This window comes from Ruegeria sp. CL5, assembly GCF_056536485.1.
On sequence record NZ_JBQFPS010000008.1, the window covers coordinates 64,674 to 83,172 of the forward strand.

The following is an 18,499-nucleotide window of genomic DNA, read 5'->3' on the forward strand; positions in this document are numbered from 1 at the left end:
GAACGGCGCGCAACGCTGTTTCCAGACAGGAATGTCGCTTTCAGACTGCACAGAGTTAATTTTCTCAGCCACTGGACAAGGTCTTGCTCCACGCTAGGGTCGCGCATTCAGGCAACCAAAGGATCATCCCATGGAAAAATTCGGCAAAAGCCAGCCCGTCAAACGAACCGAGGATCAGCGGTTTCTGACCGGGCAGGGGCAGTACATGGATGATGCGGTGCCCGAGAATGCTCTGTTTGCTGCTTTCTTCCGAAGCTCTGTGGCGCATGCCACAATAACTGCGCTGGACCTTGAAGAAGCGCGTGCGGCTGAGGGGGTGCGTCTGGTCATGGCACTCGAGGATCTGACCGATGCCGGGATCGATACAGTGATGAATGCCACCACGGTTGCCAATCGCGACGGCACTCAAGGCGCTGCGTCCGAACGGAACATGTTGGCCAAGGATCGCGTGCGTTTCGTAGGTGAGCCCGTTGCGGTTGTCATCGCCGACACCCTTCTGCAAGCCCGCGACGCAGCCGAGCTGATCTGGATGGAAACCGAGGACCTGAGTGTCAAGATGGATGTCGCTGCGGGTGGGGAACCTTTGCATCCGCAGGCCCCCGACAACCGCGCCTTTGACTGGGGGTTGGGCGATGAAGAGGTGACTAACGCAGCCTTTCAGGCAGCAGCGCACACCGTCGCGCTGAGCGTTCATGACAATCGGGTCATTGTGAGTTCGATCGAACCGCGCGGCTGTCAGGCCGATTGGTCGGATGGCCGCTTGCATTTCTCTTATGGTGGACAGGGCGTCTGGGGGATGAAGGTGCAGTTGGCGCAAAAACTGAAACTGGACGCCGAGGCGATCCGCGTTACCACGCCGGATGTGGGCGGCGGGTTTGGTATGAAGGCGATGCCCTATCCCGAATATTTCACAGTCGCAGTTGCCGCGATGAAACTAGGCCAGCCCGTGCACTGGATGTCGGATAGGTCCGAGGCAATGCTATCGGATCACCATGGCCGTGACCTGACCTCGCTTGCGGAGCTCGCCTTTGACGCCGATCACAAGATCACCGCCTACCGGGTGCACAGCAAGATCAACCTAGGTGCCTATAACAGCCATTTCGCGCAGGCGATCCAGACCAACCTGTTCAGCCGGGTGCTGATGGGTGTCTACGATGTTCAGACCACCTACTTGCGGGTCGAAGGCTTCTTCACCAACACCACGCAGGTCGATGCATATCGCGGGGCCGGTCGGCCCGAGGCGATCTACGTCCTCGAACGCGCGATGGACCGTGCAGCGCGTGAGTTGGGCGTCGACCCGTGGGAACTGCGGCGCAAGAACTTCATTCGGCCCGAGGCCTTCCCCTACAAGACCGCAACCGGTGAAACCTACGACGTGGGTGAATTCGACATGGTCCTCAGCCGCGCCGCTGAACAGACCAGCGGTTATGAGGCCCGTAAAGCCGCAGATGCCGAAAACGGCCTGATCCGGGGACAGGGGCTTTGTTACTATATCGAAAGCATTCTGGGGGATCCTTCCGAAGGCGCGAAGGTCGAGTTTTGCGAGGATGGAACGGTGAACCTCTATGTAGGCACGCAGTCCAATGGGCAGGGGCATGAGACGGTCTATGCTCAATTCCTGTCAGACCAGGCGGGCATTCCCGCACATCTCATCAATGTGGTGCAAGGCGACACGGACAGGCTATCGCAGGGTGGCGGGACTGGCGGGTCACGCTCGGTCACGACCCAAAGCAACGCGACACTGGTGACGGTTGATACGATGATTGCCGCATTCACGCCCTATCTTGCGGATAAGATGGGGGTCGAGGAAAATGATGTGACCTTCGACCATGAAACCTTCCGCGCTCCGGGGTCCAACCTAACGCCAACGCTGACCGAGGCGGCCCAGATGGCGCGCACAGACGGACGCACCGATCTGTTGCAGCACGAAGCCCGCGCCAAACTAGAGGCGCGCAGTTATCCCAACGGCGCACATGTTGCCGAAGTCGTTATCGATCCTTACACCGGTGAAACATGGGTGGATCGCTACACCGTCGTCGATGATTTCGGCAATCTTATCAATCCGATGCTGGCCGAGGGGCAGGTGCATGGCGGGGTGGTGCAGGGCATCGGTCAGGCGCTGACCGAGCATGTTGTATATGATGCCGAGGGGCAACTGCTCACGGCATCGTTCATGGATTACGCCTTGCCCAGCGCCGCCGGGATACCCATGATTGAATTTACCTCGGCGCCGGTTCCGTCAACCGCCAACCCGATGGGGATGAAAGGTTGCGGCGAGGCAGGCACCGTGGGCGCACTGGCTGCAGTGGCAAACGCGGTTCAGGATGCGCTCTGGGATCACGGGGTGCGGCAGGCGGATATGCCTTTCACACCTCACAAAGTTTGGGAATTGTTGACGCATGGTTCTGTCGCGGCTGAGTAGAAAGGTACTGGGATGGCTCGGGCGGCCTTTACGGTCCGAGCACTCGGCCGAGTCGCGCCACCGCGAACCGATCAGCCACGTGATTATTCTCGACGGCACCATGTCCAGACTTGAGCCTGGTCTGGAAACCCATGCCGGTCAGACCCTTCGTTTGTGCTGCGAGATGGGCAGCAAGGTCTCGGTCTTTTACGAAGCCGGTGTGCAGTGGGACAGCTGGAAATCTTCACTGGACGTGATGATGGGGCGGGGCATCAATCGCCAGATCCGCCGCGCATATGGCTATCTGGCCTCGCGCTACAAGCCGGGCGACAAGATCTTTTTCATCGGTTATTCGCGCGGCGCCTATGGGGTGCGCAGCCTTGCGGGCGTGATTGACGCGATCGGGCTACTCAAGGCCGAACACGCCACCGTCCGCAACATCAAACAGGCCTATCGCCACTATGAATGCAACGCCAATGGCGAAGCCGCAGCGGTCTTTCGTCGGGAATTCTGTCACGAGGATGTTGCCATCGAGATGGTTGGCGTCTGGGACACGGTCAAAGCGCTGGGCCTGCGCCTGCCGCTGCTCTGGCGCTGGGCCGAGGAACGCCATGCCTTCCACAACCACCAGCTAGGACCCGCCACCCGCCACGGTTATCATGCCATGGGACTGGACGAGACCCGCGAGGTTTTCGAGCCGGTATTGTGGAAATGTACCCCCGATTTTAAGGGCCATATCGAGCAGGTCTGGTTCCGTGGCACCCATGGCGACGTCGGCGGCCAGTTGAACGGTTTTGAGGAGGCCCGCCCCCTCAGCAACATCTCGCTGATTTGGATGCTGGACAAGGCCGAGCTGCACGGCCTGTCCCTGCCCGAAGGGTGGCGCGACCGTTTCCCCACCGACCCCCACGCCCGTTCGGTCGGCACGTGGCGCGGCTGGGGCAAGATTTTCTTGCTGCGTAAGCATCGCAGAGTGGGACGTGACCGGTCAGAGAAGCTGCATGTTTCGGTCTCACCCGATGAACTGCCCCGATGGGTGCCGATGCCGGATTTGCCGTCACACCCGGCGCAGTGAAAGGCTGACCATGTGCCAGCGGCTCCAAGATCGCCGACACTTCAATGTCAAGTTCGAGCCCAAAGCGGTCAATAGGATTGCCAATCTTGAACACCATCAATCAGGAGTAGTTAGAGAACCGAGACAGGCCGAACATTTTGCGATGTTCGGCAGGGGTCAGTCCTGTCTTTCGCTTGAACAACCTCCTAAACGAAGGCGTGTCGGCATAGCCGACTGCTTCTCCAACCTCCGCGACGGGGCAGTCGGTAGTTTCAAGCAACTGCCGGGCCTCTTCAATTCGCAGCGCCAAAACGTAATCTTGCGGTGACTTGCTCGTGGCTTGGCGGAAGCGTCGTGCAAACGTAGTCGGCGGCAACCCGGAACGTTTAGCCATTTCAGCGACTGGGTTATCGATGGCGTAATTGTCGGAAATCCATAACTGAGCCTGTGAGATAATGGCGTCAGCATGAGGTGCCGTAGTGATCATTGAACTGAATGGTGACTGAAGTTCTCCGCGGTTGGCCATAAGCCAGACTTTTGCTGCCCGCACCGCCCTTTGCGTGCCGCCGTAATGCGCGATCAGAAACGTAGCGAGTTCCTGCCACCCGGTTGTCCCACCCGACGTTACGGGTCCGCGAGACGCATCAGCAAAGCAAAGACCACGGTCGATGCGAAGCCGCACATTCGGATAAAACCTCCGAAAAAGGCCTTCCCAAGCCCAATGTGTGGTCGCTTCAACCCCATCCAGAATACCTATTTCCGCCAGATAGACCGCCCCTGTACAGGCTGACACGATACGCGTCTTGGCCAAGTTGCGCTTAGCAAGCCACGCTAAACAAGGATGTTGTTTGGGGTCGAGTCGGTCGTGCGGAGAAAGTGTCAGTCCAGGTACGACAACAATATCAGCGTCGTCTGCGTCGTGAAATGTCTGGTCTGGAGCGATCCACACGCCACTTCCGCAACGAAATCCCTTGGTGTCTGGGCCAACGAGGCTAACGTCAAACACCGGCACTGGCTCCTCGCCGCTCACCAGATGTTCCCAGTCCCGCCCTGCGGCCACCAAAGTGTCATACAGGCCAAACACGCTGGAGGCGCTGGTTTCTGGGGTGGCAACGATCTGAACCGAAAATGGCATCGGCAAAATTCCCAAAATGGTGAATTTACCCCTTTTTTAGCTGTTCCACCACTCACGCCCAACGAAAAATGTCGCGCAGTCTTCATGGGCACGTAGCCTCTGGAGGTGTTAGTGAAGATGAACGCAGTTTGGGAATTATTTTTCGACACTAAAAAGCTGATTTTTCCGAAGAGAACCGCTTCAGAAGAACTCAGCATCACAGATGACCAAGGAAAGGGAACCGGCAACTGCAAAGTGACGGAAGAGGTGTGGAAATCCGCTATCTATCTTGGACCAGGCGGTCCGCTGGTGAGAGACCGTTAGTCAGAGCAATTTCATTGTCCGCTTTGTCCGCACAGCCGACGCTCCAGTCTAAAACACCCTCGCAGTTTTCAGCGAGGGTGTTTTCTTTGTAAGAGCTCGTTACGCCTTGTGTCGTCCCCGACTATGCAGCGCTTCCGGTAAGAGGCGTGGCGAAACGCCTGCGCCCTTTTCACGTTCTATAGTAAAGATTTAGGTTCTTGTGTTCGCTATTATCGCCGACGGTCGCGACGCGAGCTCATTGGCTGGAACGCCACGCCCACATGCGCCTCGCAATAAGGCTTGCCCGCCTCAACCGGAAGGCCGCAGAACCAGAAATCTTCGGTCGCGGGGTCGCCGACGGGCCATTTGCAGGTTTTCTCGGTCAGCTCCATCAAGGTCAGCTTCTTGGCTTTCTTCTCAACCTCGTTGACCTTCGCCAGCGCCTCGGGGCTGATCTCGTTCGCTGAGGGCTGCGGTGGCAACGGCTGGCCGGCCGGAATGATTTGGCGGCGAGCAGGGATAGCGGGTTTCGCTTCCGGAGCAGGCGCCGGGCGGGCCGGTTCTGTTTTGGGTGCCGGTTTTGGCTTGGCCTCGGCCTTGGGCGCGGGCGCCGGTTTTTCCTTGGGCTCGGTCTTTGCCGGGCTGGCGCCGGTTGCACGGTTCGACAGACCCAGACGGTGAACCTTACCGATCACCGCGTTGCGGGTCACGCCGCCCAGTTCCTTGGCGATCTGGCTGGCCGACTGGCCCTCGCCCCACATCTTTTTCAGCAGCTCTACACGCTCGTCAGTCCAGGACATCATTTGCCTTTCAAAAGCGGAAAGCGGCCCCGGATTCGGGCCGCCTTGGGAATTCGTCTCAGCCCCCTATTCTAAACACTGCGGCCCGAGTTACAAGCGGTCTTCGAATCAGGTATGGGGCAGACATGCAGAATCTCATGGATCAGGACGCGCGCCGCTTTGGCGCGGTGAATTGGATGGGCCTCTATACGCTGGCGCAGCGCGAAACCCTGCGGTTTTTGGCGGTGTGGACGCAGACCTTACTAGCCCCGCTGGTGACAGCCGGTTTATTCCTGCTGATCTTCAACATTGCCATCGGCCCCAGCCGGTCGGACGTGATGGGGGTGCCGTTCCTAACCTTTCTGGCTCCCGGCATCATGATGATGACGGTGATCCAGAACGCCTTTGCCAATACTTCGTCCTCGATGGTGATCGCCAAGGTGCAGGGCAATATCGTGGACACGCTGATGCCACCGCTGTCGCCGCTGGAAATCCTGCTGGGTTATCTGGCTGGCGGCATCGTTCGCGGTGTCCTGATCGCCCTTGTCGTTGCGACTGCGCTGGCGCTTGTTTTGGGTATCGTGCCGAAAAACCCGCTGATCGCGCTGATCTTCGTGGTTCTGGGCGGGGCTTTCATGGGCGCGCTGGGCCTTTTTGCCGGTATATTTGCCAATAAGTTCGATCAGATGGCTGCGATTACTAACTTTATCGTCACGCCACTGGCCTTCCTGTCGGGCACTTTCTATTCGGTCGAAGCCCTGCCGCCGGTGCTGAACCGGCTCAGCCATGTGAACCCGGTCTTCTACCTGATCGACGGGCTGCGATATGGCATGATTGGTGTCTCTGACAGTTCACCTTGGCTGGGGATGGCGATTTGCACGAGCGCGACCGTGCTGGTTGGCGCGCTGACCTGGCAAATGTTGCGTACCGGCTATCGGCTCAAGCCCTGACGCTGTCGCGCCTCACGCCAGACCAGGATTAGGCCACCAGTGAGGATGATGGCCGATCCGATCATGCTGACGCTGTCCGGGACAACCTGAAACACGGCGAAATCATAGAGCGCGGCGAATATCAGCGTGGCATAGCTGATCGGCGCCACAAAGGACGCATCTGCCCGCGCCATTCCGTTGACGAAACAGGCCTGAGCGCAGGCCATCAACACGCCGATCGCCGCCAAGGCCGCCCATTGCTGCGGGGTCGGCATTTGGAACACAAAGCTGACCGCGACCGTTGCAATGGTCAGCCCCATCGCATTGTTGACCAGCAAGATCTGAATTGGAATTTCGCGGCCAGAAAGTTTCTTGATGAAAATCAGCTCCATCCCAATCACTGCGGCCGCGGTTAGGGCTAGCAAGGCGGCGGGTTGAAAACTCGCGGGTGTTGGGCGCAACAGTACCAGTGCACCGATCAGCGCTACAATGGCTGCCATCCAGCGCCACGGACCGACGCCTTCTTTCAGCAGCGGGATCGCCAGCACCATTGCAAAGACCGGGTTCAGGAAGGATATTGCCGTCGCATCCGCAATCGGGATGAACGCAACCGAGGCGAACATCAACGTAATCCCAAGCCAGCCAAAACTTGTCCGCCCGACATGCAGGCCCCAATGGACACGCCCGAGGCGCGGGCGCAGGATTCCCACGGTCGTGACGATTACCAGAAAGGCAAACAGAAACCGCCCGTGGCTGATCTGCATTGGATTCAGCGAAGGCCCAAGAACATCTGTGCCCAGCGCCTTGGCTAGTAATGTGGTGCCTGCCAGAATGGCGCTGGCCACAAGAATCAACAGGGCCGCAAGGGCAGGGTTCTGGCGTATCGGAGTCATGGCCCACCCGTGCGTTAGCGCAGGACAAATGGCAAGCAGCAAATCCCGGTCTCAGAATGATTTTTGCCTTATTCGCAAAAACGGGGTTTTCAGACTAAACGTACACCGCTATACGACCCGCCATGATCAAAGCCGCACATATCCTGCGCCTCCGACGCCGGCGCTTTACCGCGTAACCGGCCCGTTTGATCTATTTGCGCTGTCTAAATCCGCGCAATCCCCACCAAATCAGTTGACGACCATGGCCCCAGTGTATCACTCACAGGGCTCAAGCTATTCGAAAAGGATGATCCGATGATCCCGTCCGTTCTGCCGACTTATAATCGTGCGCCCCTGACATTTGTGAAGGGCGAAGGCGCCTGGCTGACCGAGGCGGATGGCCGACGTTTTCTGGACCTTGGCGCGGGCATCGCGGTGAACGCGCTGGGCCATACGCATCCGGCACTGGTGGCCGCGCTGACCGAGCAGGCGCATGCGCTGTGGCATGTCTCGAACCTTTACAACATCCCGCAGCAGCAGGCGTTGGCGGACAAGCTGGTCGAACATACCTTTGCCGACACGGTGTTCTTCACCAATTCGGGTACGGAATCCTGCGAACTGGCTGTGAAAATGGCCCGCAAGTATTTCTATGACAAAGGTCAGGCCAAAAAGGTTGAGATCATCACCTTCGATGGCTCATTCCACGGCCGTTCCTCAGCAGGCATCGCCGCCGCAGGGTCTGAGAAGATGACCAAAGGCTTTGGCCCGCTGCTGCCCGGCTTCGTGCACCTGACATTCGGAGATCTCGATGGCGTCACCAATGCGATCAACGAAAATACTGCCGCGATCCTGATCGAGCCGGTTCAGGGCGAAGGCGGCATTCGCCCAGTCCCCGACGCCGAGCTTAAGGCTCTGCGCCAGATTTGCGATGACAACGACCTCTTGCTAATCCTCGACGAAGTTCAGTGTGGCGTGGGCCGCACCGGCAAGCTTTTCGCCCATGAATGGGCCGGTATCACACCGGATATCATGATGGTCGCCAAGGGTATCGGCGGCGGCTTTCCTCTGGGTGCTGTTCTGGCCACTGAAGAGGCCGCCAGCGGCATGACCGCAGGCACCCACGGCTCGACCTATGGAGGCAATCCCCTCGGTTGCGCCGTCGGCTGCGCAGTAATCGATCAGGTCGCCACACCCGCTTTCCTCGAAGGTGTCAACCGCAAGGCAGGCCTGTTGCGCCAGAAACTCGAAGGCCTGATCGCCGATCACCCCGAGGTGTTCGAAGAGGTGCGCGGTTCCGGTCTGATGCTCGGTTTGAAATGTAAGCCGACCAATATCGATGTTGTCAACGCAGGCTATGACAACGAAGTCATCACCGTTCCTGCTGCCGACAATGTGATCCGCTTGCTGCCTCCGCTAACCCTGACTGAGGATGATATCGCCCAGGCCATGATCCGCCTCGACAAGGCTGCGGCGCAAGTTGAAAACGCAATGGCTTCGGCCTGAATGTGCCTGATTGAAAAGCGAAATAAAATGAACCACTTCCTTGATATCCACAAAACCGACGCAACCGCCTTGCGGGGCATGATCGATCAGGCTGGTGCCATGAAACAGGCCCGCCTTGGCCGTCCCAAAGCCGCGCCGGATGATGAGCAGCCGCTGAAGGATCGCATGGTGGCTCTGATCTTCGAAAAGCCCTCAACCCGCACCCGCGTATCCTTTGATGTGGGCGTGCGCCAGATGGGCGGGCAGACCATGGTGCTGTCGGGCAAGGACATGCAACTGGGCCACGGGGAGACCATTGCCGATACCGCCCGCGTACTGTCACGCTATGTTGACATGATCATGATCCGGACCTTCGATGAAACCATCTTGACCGAGATGGCGGAATATTCGGACGTGCCCGTCATCAACGGCCTGACCGATCGCACCCATCCCTGCCAGATCATGGCTGACGTACTGACGTTCGAGGAACATCGCGGTCCGATCAAAGGCAAAAAGGTCGTCTGGACTGGTGATGGCAACAATGTCTGCGCCTCTTTCCTGCATGCTGCCGGTCAATTCGGGTTCGATTTCACCTTCACCGGCCCGGCCCAGCTAGACCCGGAAGAAGAGTTCATGGGGCTCGCCCGCCAGCAGGGCTCGAAGGTCGTGATCGAACGGGACCCGCACAAAGCGGTTCAGGGCGCCGATCTGGTGGTCGCCGATACCTGGGTGTCGATGCACGACAGCCAGTCCGCCAAGGAGCGCCGCCACAACATGCTACGCCCCTATCAGGTCAACGCCGAGCTGATGGCGCATGCCAAACCCGACGCGCTGTTTATGCACTGTCTGCCCGCCCACCGCGAGGAGGAGGCCACCTCAGAAGTCATGGATGGCCCGAACTCGGTGATCTTCGATGAGGCCGAGAACCGTCTGCATGCGCAAAAGGCGGTCATGCGCTGGTGCCTGGGCGTCTGAGATTCACAGAAAGTACCGAGAGAGCCACATGGCTCTCTCAAATCACGGAGCTTCCCATGCCGCACGTCACTCTCGAATTTTCTGCTGGTCTTGAACAGTCTCATGATTTTCAAACCATCTGCGAACAGCTTTACACCGTTCTCGCCGGGCATGAAGAGTTTGACCCGTCGACGCTCAAAATCCGCGCCACCCCGGTTCCGTTTTCTCATATTGGGACCGAACCGCAGACCTTCATTCATGCCATGCTTTTGCTGATGCAGGGCCGGGATGAGGCGACGCGAGCCGAGTTGAATGCCATCATCATGAATGTTCTGGCCGAGGCTGCGCCCACGGTCGGCAGCATCACCGTGCAGGATGTTGAAATAAACCGCGCCACATATGCCAAGCGCCTGTCAGTCTGATGCAGCCCCGGCACGCGCATGCGGCGTCTAGGCGCGCTGTTTCACATCCCAAACCCGCAATCTGAAAAGCGTTGCGAAGCTCGCCAGAACCACCAGAACGCACAATGCGAACTTGGTCATGATCTCCATCGTGCCCTCAATCAGCAGTGCGTGAATGACGCTACCCAGAATGGTCACTATGGCCAACCCTGCATGGCCCAGGCGCCAGACCCGAAACCGCAAGCTTAGGCGTTGCCGAAAAATCCCCATTGCCGCGGCCGCAAAACCCGCCCACATGGCGATGACTCCCCATGCCGAAAAAGGTGTTGCAGACACAAAAAACAATGCGTCCACGACGTCAGGCGGGCTTGTGATCCACAAGCCGATCACATGGATCACAATGCTTACGACAAGGGCCAAGCCACACCGCCTGTGCCAATGGCGACTGTTAACCGGAGAAAGCCCGGGCAACCAACGCCCGGCCAACAAGGGTTGCAGCAGAAGAAGGCACATCCCGATGATGCCCGCAAAACCGGCGAGGATGTAAATCGGCTCACGCCACGCCAGATACGGGCTAAAAGCCGCTGCTATGACCGGTATAAGAAGTGTGGCAACCAATGCCGCCCAGATCGCAATGCGCTTAGACACCCGTCAGGCAGGCTGCAACACGAAATGTGCGGCAAGGGTCTTGTCCTTCGCGCTCGACATCACTGGGCGCAGGAATACCGTCTCAAATTCACAGCTGTCATAGGCCAAATGCCCGTGTGGTTGACCAAAGGCGGGCACAATCTGAGGCATTTCCAACCGGAACTCTCCGTTCGCATCGGTGAGTGTCGCCCCATGGCTGCGCTGATCGCGTTCATGCCCTTCGGTTGTATGGGCCCAGATCTGGATGCGTTGACCGGGCAGGGGGGCTCCCTCACCCGCACGCCGCACGGTGCCGGTCATCCAAAACCCGCCACCGCCGATTCGCTCCACGATCGGCGCGCCGGGTCGATAATTGTTCGACCCGCCCCGCATCGACGGTGTCGGCGCAAGACCAGAGGCGTGCGCAGGTGTGATCACGCCGGTCAAACCGGCTACAATTGTGCCAACCCCTGTAGCAATTAACTTACGGCGATTGATTTCGAGTCGAGTCATTGCATCCACTCCTGTCGGCTGAACCTCATCTTTGACCGGCTTCCCTGATCCGGCGACACCCGATTTCTAAGGATAGCACGATTGTTTATGATTCCGAGAGTCGGCGAAGGTGAGCTTCAGGTGCTCCGTTCCACGCCTTGGTGAGTAACCGCAAGTCGTTCCAAGGACTTCACGATCATTGTGCGAAAATGCACTTTTCTTGCGATATTTTTCCAATACATTCAGCATTGGCAAACATGAACGCGTCTTATGGGACCGAAAAAACGGAGATCAGGAATGAGTTGGAACCCCACCCATAACCCCGAATGCGCCTCCGAAAAAGATGCTCTCGAAACCTTGATCATCCCACGTGTCCGAGATCTCGGCGGGTTCGAGGTGCGCCGCGCGCTGCCCTCGGTCAAGCGTCAGCTCGTTGGCCCATTCATCTTCTTTGACCAGATGGGTCCTGCCGAATTCATCACCGAGGGTGGCATTGATGTGCGGCCGCATCCTCATATCGGGCTGGGCACCGTAACCTATCTGTATCAGGGAGAGTTCGAACATCGTGACAGCCTCGGTACCCACCAGATGATTCACCCCGGTGAGGTCAACTGGATGGTCGCGGGCCGTGGTGTAACTCATTCCGAACGTACGAGCGCAGAAACGCGCGGCAAATGTCACAACCTGTTCGGCATCCAGACCTGGCTCGCGCTGCCAGAAGCCCATGAGGACATGGCCCCTGACTTCGAGCATCACAAGCAGGGCGCGCTGCCCCATATCGAAGACAAGGGTGTCAGCGCCCGCCTGATCCTTGGCGCCGCCTATGGTGAAACCAGCCCAGTGACCATGTTGTCCGAGACCTTCTATGTCGACGTGCGACTGGACCCCGGCGCATCTTTCCCATTGCCTGACGATCACGAGGATCGGGGTGTTTATGTCACGCAAGGCTCGGTCGAGGTAGCCGGTGATACCTTTGACGAAGGGCGTATGATGGTGTTTAGGCCCGGTGACAAGCTCTCGGTCAGGGCGGGGCCTTTGGGTGCGCGATTGATGCTGCTGGGCGGCGCAACCCTGAGCGAGGATCGATACATCTGGTGGAATTTCGTCTCGTCCTCAAAGGAAAAGATCGAAACCGCTACGCGTGAATGGAACACCGCCGACTGGGCCAACGGTGCGTTCCATCTTCCGCCCGGAGACGATCAGGAATTTATTACCATACCAGACGAGCTTGAACGTACCCGGCCACGGTTGGCGCGTGTATGACTTTACGTCACTCTGGCGCCACTGAACCATCCCGGTGATCATTGGGCCACAGCGGAGGAGTTCAATGAGAATCGTCATCGCGGGCGCAGGCAGCATTGGCTGTTATTGCGGTGCATTGTTGGCAGATGCGGGCCACGCGGTCACGCTGCTGGGCCGCGCCCGCGTGCTGCAACCGATCCGCGATCAGGGACTGACCGTCACCGATTTCGCAGATCTGGACTGCCATGTGCCCACCGCGAAATTGATGCTCAGCGAAGATCCCACCTGCTTAGAGGGCGCTGAATTTGTCATCGTCACGGTTAAATCCGGCGCAACAGCCGAGATGGCAGCGTTGATTGCGGCGCACGCGCCGGCGAATGCCCCGGTTCTGTCCTGGCAAAACGGGCTGGAAAACGCCCGCGGACTACGTGCGGTCCTTGACGGCCGCGACGTGCGGGCCGGAATGGTGCCCTTTAATGTGGTGCCAACCAATACCGCGTCCTATCATCGCGCCACTTCCGGCGATATCGTCATCGAACAAGGTCCGGGTGATCTCGCCCGACATCTCAGCGCCCCGGATTTGCCCGTCACCGAAAGCGACCGGATCGAGGCGGTGCAATGGGGCAAACTGGTGATCAATCTCAACAATGCACTGAACGCGTTATCAGGTCTGACCCTGCAAAACCAACTGCTTGATCGAAGCTGGCGTTGCTTGATGGCCGATCAAATGGCCGAGGCTTTGCGCGTTTTGAAAGCTTCGGGAAACGAAGTCGCCTCAACGACGCCACTGCCAGCATGGACGACCCCGCATCTACTGCGGTTGCCAACACCAATCTTTTCGCGGATTGCAGCAAAGATGCTTACCATCGACCCCAACGCGCGTACCTCGATGGCCTACGATCTGATGGAGGGTCGCCCGACCGAAATCGACAGTCTGCAAGGCGAAATCATCAAGCTCGGGCAAATTCACGCGATTCCAACCCCGATCAACAGCCACATCTGCGGCCTTATTCATCAAGCACCGCGCGGGCCACTTGCGGTCGATCAGGTAATACCCCCGATCAACCAAATGCGGTCAGTAGCCAGAAGATAACTGCCGACAGGGCTGCGGCTGCAGGAACCGTAATTACCCACGCAGCTACGATCGTCATAAAATGGGATCGCCGTACCAACTTACGCCGCCGACGTTCTTCCCGTGCAAGACGCAGTTCAGCGGGTCGTTGCAGGTTCGAATATTTCCAGCGCCGTTCTGCATGCCATTCCCGATAGAACCCCACGCCAAACACGGCCCCAACTGCGATATGGGTTGAGCTGACGGGTAAGCCCAGCCAACTGGCTACGATAACTGTAATCGCTGCTGAAAGCGCAACACAGAACGCGCGCATCGGGTTCAGTTTGGTGATCTGGCTGCCCACCATGCGGATCAGCTTGGGCCCAAAGAGGAACAAACCGAAAGATATGCCAAAGGCTCCGATTACCATGACCCATGTCGGGATTGACACTTTCGATGCAAAATCTCCGAATTCGGCAGCATGCACGATCGCGGCCAGCGGGCCCACCGCATTGGCCACATCGTTTGCGCCATGGGCGAAGCTCAAAAACCCTGCGGAGATCACCAATGGCAAACCAAACAGCGTTTTCAACGACCGGGTTCTGTTCTCAAGGCCTTCGGATTTCCGTCGCACCCAAGGCACGGTCGCGGCCCAGATCAATCCGCCCGAGGCCAGCCCGATCAGCAGGGCGAACTCAATATCGATTTTGACGATGCGTTTCAGGCCCTTGACCGAAAGGTAGGTGGCAAAAGCCCCGGCCATCACGGCGACCAGAATGGGAACCCAGCGACGTGCGGCTGCGATTTTATCGTCCTGGTATTGAATCTTGTGTTTGATCAGCGCCAGAAATCCCGCGGCGATCAGGCCGCCCAACACGGGTGAGATAACCCAGCTCGCGGCAATTGCGCTCATCGTGCCCCAGCTTACGGCACCAAGCCCGGCAGCAGCGATGCCGGCGCCCATAACGCCCCCTACGACCGAATGCGTGGTTGAAACAGGAGCGCCCACCCAGGTGGCTAGGTTTACCCACAACGCGGAAGATATCAGTGCAGCCATCATCGCCCAAATGAAGACATCACTGTTTTGCACCGACATTGGATCGATGATCCCTTTGGAGATCGTCGAAACCACGTCTCCACCCGCGAGCAGTGCGCCAGCACTTTCGGCAATTGCGGCGATCAGAATCGCGCCCCCCATTGTCAGTGCATTTGCACCAACCGCCGGTCCCATGTTGTTGGCGACGTCGTTGGCCCCGATGTTGATCGCCATATAGGCCCCGAAGGCTGCAGCGGCGACAACGATTAATCCGCCATCGGCGCGACCAAACATAACTGCGGCGGCCAAACCTGCCAGAGCGATAAAGACGAGCGCGATACCGGGCGCCAGCAGCGGGCGCGCCACATGTGCATTGGCATACTCAAGACGAGAAATGCGGTGGAGGTCGCTGTCGAGCGCGTGCCAGCGAGCTTTGGGTGGTAGATCAGACATCGGTTTTCACAGGCCGTTCGATTTGACGCCCGCCGCTACCCTGTTCCGTCGAAAGCAGCAACCTTTGTCATGAGAAATATACGTAATTGTTACATTTGCAGCAGCAGATCGCGCAATTCAGGCTCCTGCACCCGTCCAGCCGCCACTTTGGGCGAAACCCAGCAGCGTTCGCGCTGATTGGCCTCAGGATAGTCGTCGGCCAGATTCGTCACCTGAACACGATATACGCTGGTGATCACATGCTGCGCCGTGCCGTCGTTCAATGTCTTGTCATAAGAGTATTGGCCGATCGGTTCCTTTGGAACATCCGTCGCTTGAACGCCTGCTTCCTCCCATGCTTCCTGCAACGCAGTCTCGGGGCCGTTAAGGCCATCAATGGGCCAGCCTTTGGGAATAATCCAACGTCCGGTTCCGCGGCTGGTGATCAGTAATACATCATCGCCGGTCTCTGTGCCCCGCGTGCATAGCGCCGCAACCTGCACCCGGTTCGGGCGCTGGAATAATGGTCGCGCGACCTCTTCCCAGATGTTGCGTATCCATTTCGTCATGCTCGACCTTCTTGGACGTTTAAATGGGCGTCCCTCAATGTTGTCAGAAAAGATTACATAATTATGTACCGCAGATTAAACAATACGTTCCTACCTTGTTGAGCAGTTTTGGCCGAATTGCAGTTCATTATGTGTGTTTTTTGCCGTTTTATGGGGCGAATTCAGGATAGATTTTTAAATTTCACATGAATTTCGACTTCAACCTCAGGTCTTTCGGCGTTTCGCACGCAGAGTTGGGTCAGCCCGAGTTGGATCTTCAGGCCAGGGATGTTTGGGATATTGCGCCCGCATATCCTTGCGCACATCGGCATAAGAGCCCGCCCAAAACCCCGGTAGATCGCGGGTGATCTGGATCGGTCTCTGCGCCGGTGACAGTAGTGTGATCTTTAAGGGTTCACCACCGATCACCGGGTGTTGGGTCACACCGAACACCTCTTGCAATCGCACCGAAATCTCGGGCACCGCACCGCCATAGTCGATTGGCAGCTTGCGTCCCAGCGGAGTTACAAACGACCCTGGCGCGCGGCGGTCCAGCTCTTGCGTCTGTGCCCAATCCAGCCGGGCGCGCAGTGCTGGTAACAGGTCAAAACGCTTCCAGTCTTCGGCGCTGCGTACGCCCGAGAGCGTAGGCAGCAGCCAGTCCTCCAGCGCGTCCATAAGACCCCCTTCCGAACAATCGGGTAGGTCAACACCTTCAGCTCGAACCAACTCGACCCGCGCTGCCAACCTTGCCGAGGCCCCCTGAAGCCGTATTCCCAGATCGCGCACCCCGACCAGCATTGCCTGGGCCACAGCGTCCTCGGGTACGTCTTTCCAGATGCGGTCATCCAGGGTGATCGTCCCGAAGCGTTCCTGCCGTCGGGCCACGACACGGCGTTCGCGCTTGGACCATTCGCAATTATCCACCCATTCAATCTGATCGCCGAATAAATCGCGGATTTCGCCCTCGGAAATCTGCGCGGCCATGCGTACGCGGGCCTCACGCGGGTTGCCGTCTGTGTCGGTGACCACCAGATAAGGAGCTGTTGCCAAGGTGTCGTCAGCCTCCAACACCACGCCCTTACCGCCCGAGAGTACATAGCGGGGGGTATCACCCTTGCGGCGCTGCGCGATGCGGTCCGGATAGGCCAGGGCTGCCGTCGCCGCAGGTCTCAGATCGCCAGAGCCCTGCGCTTGCGCACGCAATCGTTTTCCCTCGGTATTGATCCGGTCCAGCGCGCCCTCGTTGACTTGCCAGACGCGATTATGCCGAAACTTGCGGATATCGCGCAACGCCTCGAGCCGCAACGATAGATCAACGGGCGCGCCACGCAGCGGATCTCGATCTGCCATCAGCGCCGCTAAGGGCGCGGCCTCGCGGCCCGCACGCACCAACATATGCGCGAGACGCGGATGCAGCGGCAACGCAGCCAACGCGCGCCCGTGTTCCGTAATCCGGCCCTTGCTGTCCAAGGCGTCGAGCATGGTTAGCAAGGATCGCGCCTCGGTCAATGCGCCCTCAGGTGGCGAAGTCAGGAACGCAAGATCACCCGGCTCCGCGCCCCAGAGCGCGAGCTCCAGCGCCATTCCGGTCAAGTCGGCGGCTTCGATTTCAGCGGGTGGGTATGCGAGCATCGCGCCTTCTTCGCCCTTGGACCACAGCCGGTAGCACACGCCTTCGGCTACCCGGCCTGCACGGCCCGCACGTTGAGTGGCCTCGGCCCGCGTTACCCGTTCGGTCACCAGCCGCGACATGCCAGAACCCGGATCGAACCGTGCGCGGCGCGCTTGGCCCATATCCACCACCACGCGGATATCGGGTATGGTCAACGAGGTCTCAGCAATCGATGTCGCCAGCACGACCTTGCGGCCTGTCGTCACTGGCGCAATTGCTGCGCGTTGGGCGGCAAATGGCAGGGCACCAAAAAGAGGGTGTACCGTGCAGTCGTGGGGCAGGCGGCGTCTCAAAGCAGCCTCGGCGCGCCTGATTTCCCCTTCGCCGGGCAGAAAAACCAGCATTCCACCTGTAGTTTCCCGCTCGGCCTGAACAACCAGATCAACAAGCGCATCCAAGCGTCGAGCCTGCGCACCCAGAGGTCGGTCAAGCCAACGGGTTTCAACCGGGTAGCTGCGCCCCTCGGAAGTGATGAGCGGCGCAACCATCAGCCGCCCCACCGGTTCGGCATCCAGTGTCGCAGACATTGCAAGCAGGATAAGATCGTCCCGAAGCGCTCCTGCCACCTCAAGGCATAAGGCCAGCCCCAGATCGGCGTTCAGCGAACGCTCGTGGAATTCATCGAAAATTACTGCCCCCACGCCTGGTAAATCCGGTTCGGATTGCAGCATGCGGGTCAAAATGCCCTCGGTCACCACTTCGATCTGTGTGGAATTTGAAACCTTCGTATCACCGCGTACGCGGTAGCCGACGGTCTGACCCACAGGTTCACCCAGAGTCTCAGCCATGCGCTCTGCAGCGGCCCGCGCGGCCAGTCGACGTGGCTCAAGCATCACGATTCGACCATCACCAAGGCCCGCATGCAGCATCTCAAGCGGCACGCGCGTCGTCTTACCCGCGCCCGGAGGCGCCTGCAGCACTGCGCGCCCATGCGTTCGCAAGGCGTTCAAGAGGTCGGGAATGGCGTCATCAATGGGCAACCGGGTCATATCGCCTTATCGCCAAAGCCTCGGCCAAGGTCCAGCATCGCCCATCCGGGCCCGAGTTGGGGCTGGACAAACCGGGTCATCCCCTCTCATCTATGGCAAATTCCAGCCGGGGACTGAC

17 protein-coding genes are annotated in these 18,499 nt (G+C 58.8%); 9 read left to right on the plus strand and 8 right to left on the minus strand.

Annotation, left to right across the window (positions count from 1 at the left end; all coding sequences use genetic code 11):
* The first annotated feature begins 130 nt into the window (after positions 1-130).
* Complete coding sequence (locus tag ACR0IU_RS14400) at positions 131-2,422, plus strand: xanthine dehydrogenase family protein molybdopterin-binding subunit (RefSeq protein ID WP_480716735.1); 2,292 nt, start codon at positions 131-133, stop codon at positions 2,420-2,422.
* Positions 2,400-3,476, plus strand: coding sequence for a DUF2235 domain-containing protein (locus ACR0IU_RS14405; RefSeq protein WP_480716736.1), 1,077 nt, complete (start codon positions 2,400-2,402; stop codon positions 3,474-3,476). Before ACR0IU_RS14400 ends, ACR0IU_RS14405 begins: the two co-directional genes overlap by 23 nt.
* Before the next feature lie 100 nt (positions 3,477-3,576).
* Here ACR0IU_RS14405 and ACR0IU_RS14410 read toward each other — a convergent pair whose 3' ends face one another.
* Positions 3,577-4,590: a GlxA family transcriptional regulator gene (locus ACR0IU_RS14410; protein ID WP_480716737.1), complete on the minus strand. Its 1,014-nt coding sequence runs from the start codon at positions 4,588-4,590 to the stop codon at positions 3,577-3,579.
* A gap of 111 nt (positions 4,591-4,701) precedes the next feature.
* Here ACR0IU_RS14410 and ACR0IU_RS14415 point away from each other — a divergent pair, with 111 nt between their 5' ends.
* Positions 4,702-4,893 (plus strand): hypothetical protein, encoded by a 192-nt coding sequence (locus tag ACR0IU_RS14415; protein ID WP_480716738.1) that lies wholly within the window; start codon positions 4,702-4,704, stop codon positions 4,891-4,893.
* 209 nt (positions 4,894-5,102) lie between these two features.
* Here ACR0IU_RS14415 and ACR0IU_RS14420 read toward each other — a convergent pair whose 3' ends face one another.
* The gene (locus ACR0IU_RS14420; RefSeq protein ID WP_170541501.1) at positions 5,103-5,672 is read right to left on the minus strand and encodes a GcrA family cell cycle regulator; all 570 of its coding nucleotides are present in this window, start codon (positions 5,670-5,672) and stop codon (positions 5,103-5,105) included.
* Between the two features lie 125 nt (positions 5,673-5,797).
* Between ACR0IU_RS14420 and ACR0IU_RS14425 the strand changes: the two genes are divergently transcribed.
* On the plus strand, positions 5,798-6,601 hold the full coding sequence (locus ACR0IU_RS14425) for an ABC transporter permease (RefSeq protein ID WP_480716739.1): 804 nt from the start codon (positions 5,798-5,800) through the stop codon (positions 6,599-6,601).
* Here ACR0IU_RS14425 and ACR0IU_RS14430 read toward each other — a convergent pair.
* Positions 6,583-7,473, minus strand: a complete 891-nt coding sequence (locus ACR0IU_RS14430; RefSeq protein WP_480716740.1) for a DMT family transporter — start codon at positions 7,471-7,473, stop codon at positions 6,583-6,585. The two genes, ACR0IU_RS14425 and ACR0IU_RS14430, sit on opposite strands and share 19 nt — an antisense overlap.
* 294 nt (positions 7,474-7,767) lie before the next feature.
* Here ACR0IU_RS14430 and ACR0IU_RS14435 point away from each other — a divergent pair, with 294 nt between their 5' ends.
* The 3 genes from ACR0IU_RS14435 to ACR0IU_RS14445 are packed head-to-tail and all read left to right on the plus strand — an operon-like array spanning position 7,768 to position 10,310.
* The gene (locus ACR0IU_RS14435; RefSeq protein ID WP_480716741.1) at positions 7,768-8,955 is read left to right on the plus strand and encodes an acetylornithine transaminase; all 1,188 of its coding nucleotides are present in this window, start codon (positions 7,768-7,770) and stop codon (positions 8,953-8,955) included.
* 27 nt (positions 8,956-8,982) lie between these two features.
* Positions 8,983-9,909: an ornithine carbamoyltransferase gene (gene argF, locus ACR0IU_RS14440; protein WP_480716742.1), complete on the plus strand. Its 927-nt coding sequence runs from the start codon at positions 8,983-8,985 to the stop codon at positions 9,907-9,909.
* A gap of 56 nt (positions 9,910-9,965) precedes the next feature.
* Positions 9,966-10,310 (plus strand): 5-carboxymethyl-2-hydroxymuconate Delta-isomerase, encoded by a 345-nt coding sequence (locus ACR0IU_RS14445; protein ID WP_480716743.1) that lies wholly within the window; start codon positions 9,966-9,968, stop codon positions 10,308-10,310.
* A gap of 27 nt (positions 10,311-10,337) precedes the next feature.
* Here the strand turns inward: ACR0IU_RS14445 and ACR0IU_RS14450 are convergent, their stop codons facing one another.
* Both ACR0IU_RS14450 and ACR0IU_RS14455 read right to left on the minus strand, forming a co-directional pair.
* Complete coding sequence (locus ACR0IU_RS14450; RefSeq protein ID WP_480716744.1) at positions 10,338-10,937, minus strand: ferric reductase-like transmembrane domain-containing protein; 600 nt, start codon at positions 10,935-10,937, stop codon at positions 10,338-10,340.
* A gap of 3 nt (positions 10,938-10,940) precedes the next feature.
* Positions 10,941-11,429: a twin-arginine translocation pathway signal gene (locus ACR0IU_RS14455; RefSeq protein ID WP_480716745.1), complete on the minus strand. Its 489-nt coding sequence runs from the start codon at positions 11,427-11,429 to the stop codon at positions 10,941-10,943.
* Positions 11,430-11,705: 276 nt separating this feature from the next.
* Here ACR0IU_RS14455 and ACR0IU_RS14460 point away from each other — a divergent pair, with 276 nt between their 5' ends.
* Both ACR0IU_RS14460 and ACR0IU_RS14465 read left to right on the plus strand, forming a co-directional pair.
* Positions 11,706-12,671 carry a pirin family protein gene (locus ACR0IU_RS14460; RefSeq protein ID WP_480716746.1) on the plus strand — a complete coding sequence of 322 codons (966 nt, stop codon included), beginning with the start codon at positions 11,706-11,708 and terminating at the stop codon, positions 12,669-12,671.
* A gap of 64 nt (positions 12,672-12,735) precedes the next feature.
* On the plus strand, positions 12,736-13,743 hold the full coding sequence (locus tag ACR0IU_RS14465) for a 2-dehydropantoate 2-reductase (protein WP_480716747.1): 1,008 nt from the start codon (positions 12,736-12,738) through the stop codon (positions 13,741-13,743).
* Here ACR0IU_RS14465 and ACR0IU_RS14470 read toward each other — a convergent pair.
* The 3 genes from ACR0IU_RS14470 to hrpB form a co-directional block, all read right to left on the minus strand.
* Complete coding sequence (locus ACR0IU_RS14470) at positions 13,712-15,190, minus strand: inorganic phosphate transporter (protein ID WP_480716748.1); 1,479 nt, start codon at positions 15,188-15,190, stop codon at positions 13,712-13,714. The genes ACR0IU_RS14465 and ACR0IU_RS14470 overlap by 32 nt on opposite strands.
* A gap of 89 nt (positions 15,191-15,279) precedes the next feature.
* On the minus strand, positions 15,280-15,738 hold the full coding sequence (locus ACR0IU_RS14475; protein ID WP_480716749.1) for an NUDIX hydrolase: 459 nt from the start codon (positions 15,736-15,738) through the stop codon (positions 15,280-15,282).
* Between the two features lie 204 nt (positions 15,739-15,942).
* Positions 15,943-18,381 carry an ATP-dependent helicase HrpB gene (gene hrpB / locus ACR0IU_RS14480; protein ID WP_480716750.1) on the minus strand — a complete coding sequence of 813 codons (2,439 nt, stop codon included), beginning with the start codon at positions 18,379-18,381 and terminating at the stop codon, positions 15,943-15,945.
* Between the last annotated feature and the right edge of the window lie 118 nt (positions 18,382-18,499).

Excerpts from the sequence above, each read along its gene's own strand:
- ACR0IU_RS14460 (WP_480716746.1), top strand. The coding sequence starts at position 11,706 with ATGAGTTGGAACCCCACCCATAACCCCGAATGCGCCTCCGAAAAAGAT.
- ACR0IU_RS14455 (WP_480716745.1), bottom strand. The coding sequence starts at position 11,429 with ATGACTCGACTCGAAATCAATCGCCGTAAGTTAATTGCTACAGGGGTT.
- ACR0IU_RS14425 (WP_480716739.1), top strand. The coding sequence starts at position 5,798 with ATGCAGAATCTCATGGATCAGGACGCGCGCCGCTTTGGCGCGGTGAAT.
- ACR0IU_RS14465 (WP_480716747.1), top strand. The coding sequence starts at position 12,736 with ATGAGAATCGTCATCGCGGGCGCAGGCAGCATTGGCTGTTATTGCGGT.
- ACR0IU_RS14435 (WP_480716741.1), top strand. The coding sequence starts at position 7,768 with ATGATCCCGTCCGTTCTGCCGACTTATAATCGTGCGCCCCTGACATTT.
- hrpB (WP_480716750.1), bottom strand. The coding sequence starts at position 18,381 with ATGACCCGGTTGCCCATTGATGACGCCATTCCCGACCTCTTGAACGCC.
- ACR0IU_RS14445 (WP_480716743.1), top strand. The coding sequence starts at position 9,966 with ATGCCGCACGTCACTCTCGAATTTTCTGCTGGTCTTGAACAGTCTCAT.
- ACR0IU_RS14405 (WP_480716736.1), top strand. The coding sequence starts at position 2,400 with ATGGTTCTGTCGCGGCTGAGTAGAAAGGTACTGGGATGGCTCGGGCGG.
- ACR0IU_RS14470 (WP_480716748.1), bottom strand. The coding sequence starts at position 15,190 with ATGTCTGATCTACCACCCAAAGCTCGCTGGCACGCGCTCGACAGCGAC.
- ACR0IU_RS14430 (WP_480716740.1), bottom strand. The coding sequence starts at position 7,473 with ATGACTCCGATACGCCAGAACCCTGCCCTTGCGGCCCTGTTGATTCTT.
- ACR0IU_RS14475 (WP_480716749.1), bottom strand. The coding sequence starts at position 15,738 with ATGACGAAATGGATACGCAACATCTGGGAAGAGGTCGCGCGACCATTA.
- argF (WP_480716742.1), top strand. The coding sequence starts at position 8,983 with ATGAACCACTTCCTTGATATCCACAAAACCGACGCAACCGCCTTGCGG.
- ACR0IU_RS14410 (WP_480716737.1), bottom strand. The coding sequence starts at position 4,590 with ATGCCATTTTCGGTTCAGATCGTTGCCACCCCAGAAACCAGCGCCTCC.
- ACR0IU_RS14400 (WP_480716735.1), top strand. The coding sequence starts at position 131 with ATGGAAAAATTCGGCAAAAGCCAGCCCGTCAAACGAACCGAGGATCAG.
- ACR0IU_RS14420 (WP_170541501.1), bottom strand. The coding sequence starts at position 5,672 with ATGTCCTGGACTGACGAGCGTGTAGAGCTGCTGAAAAAGATGTGGGGC.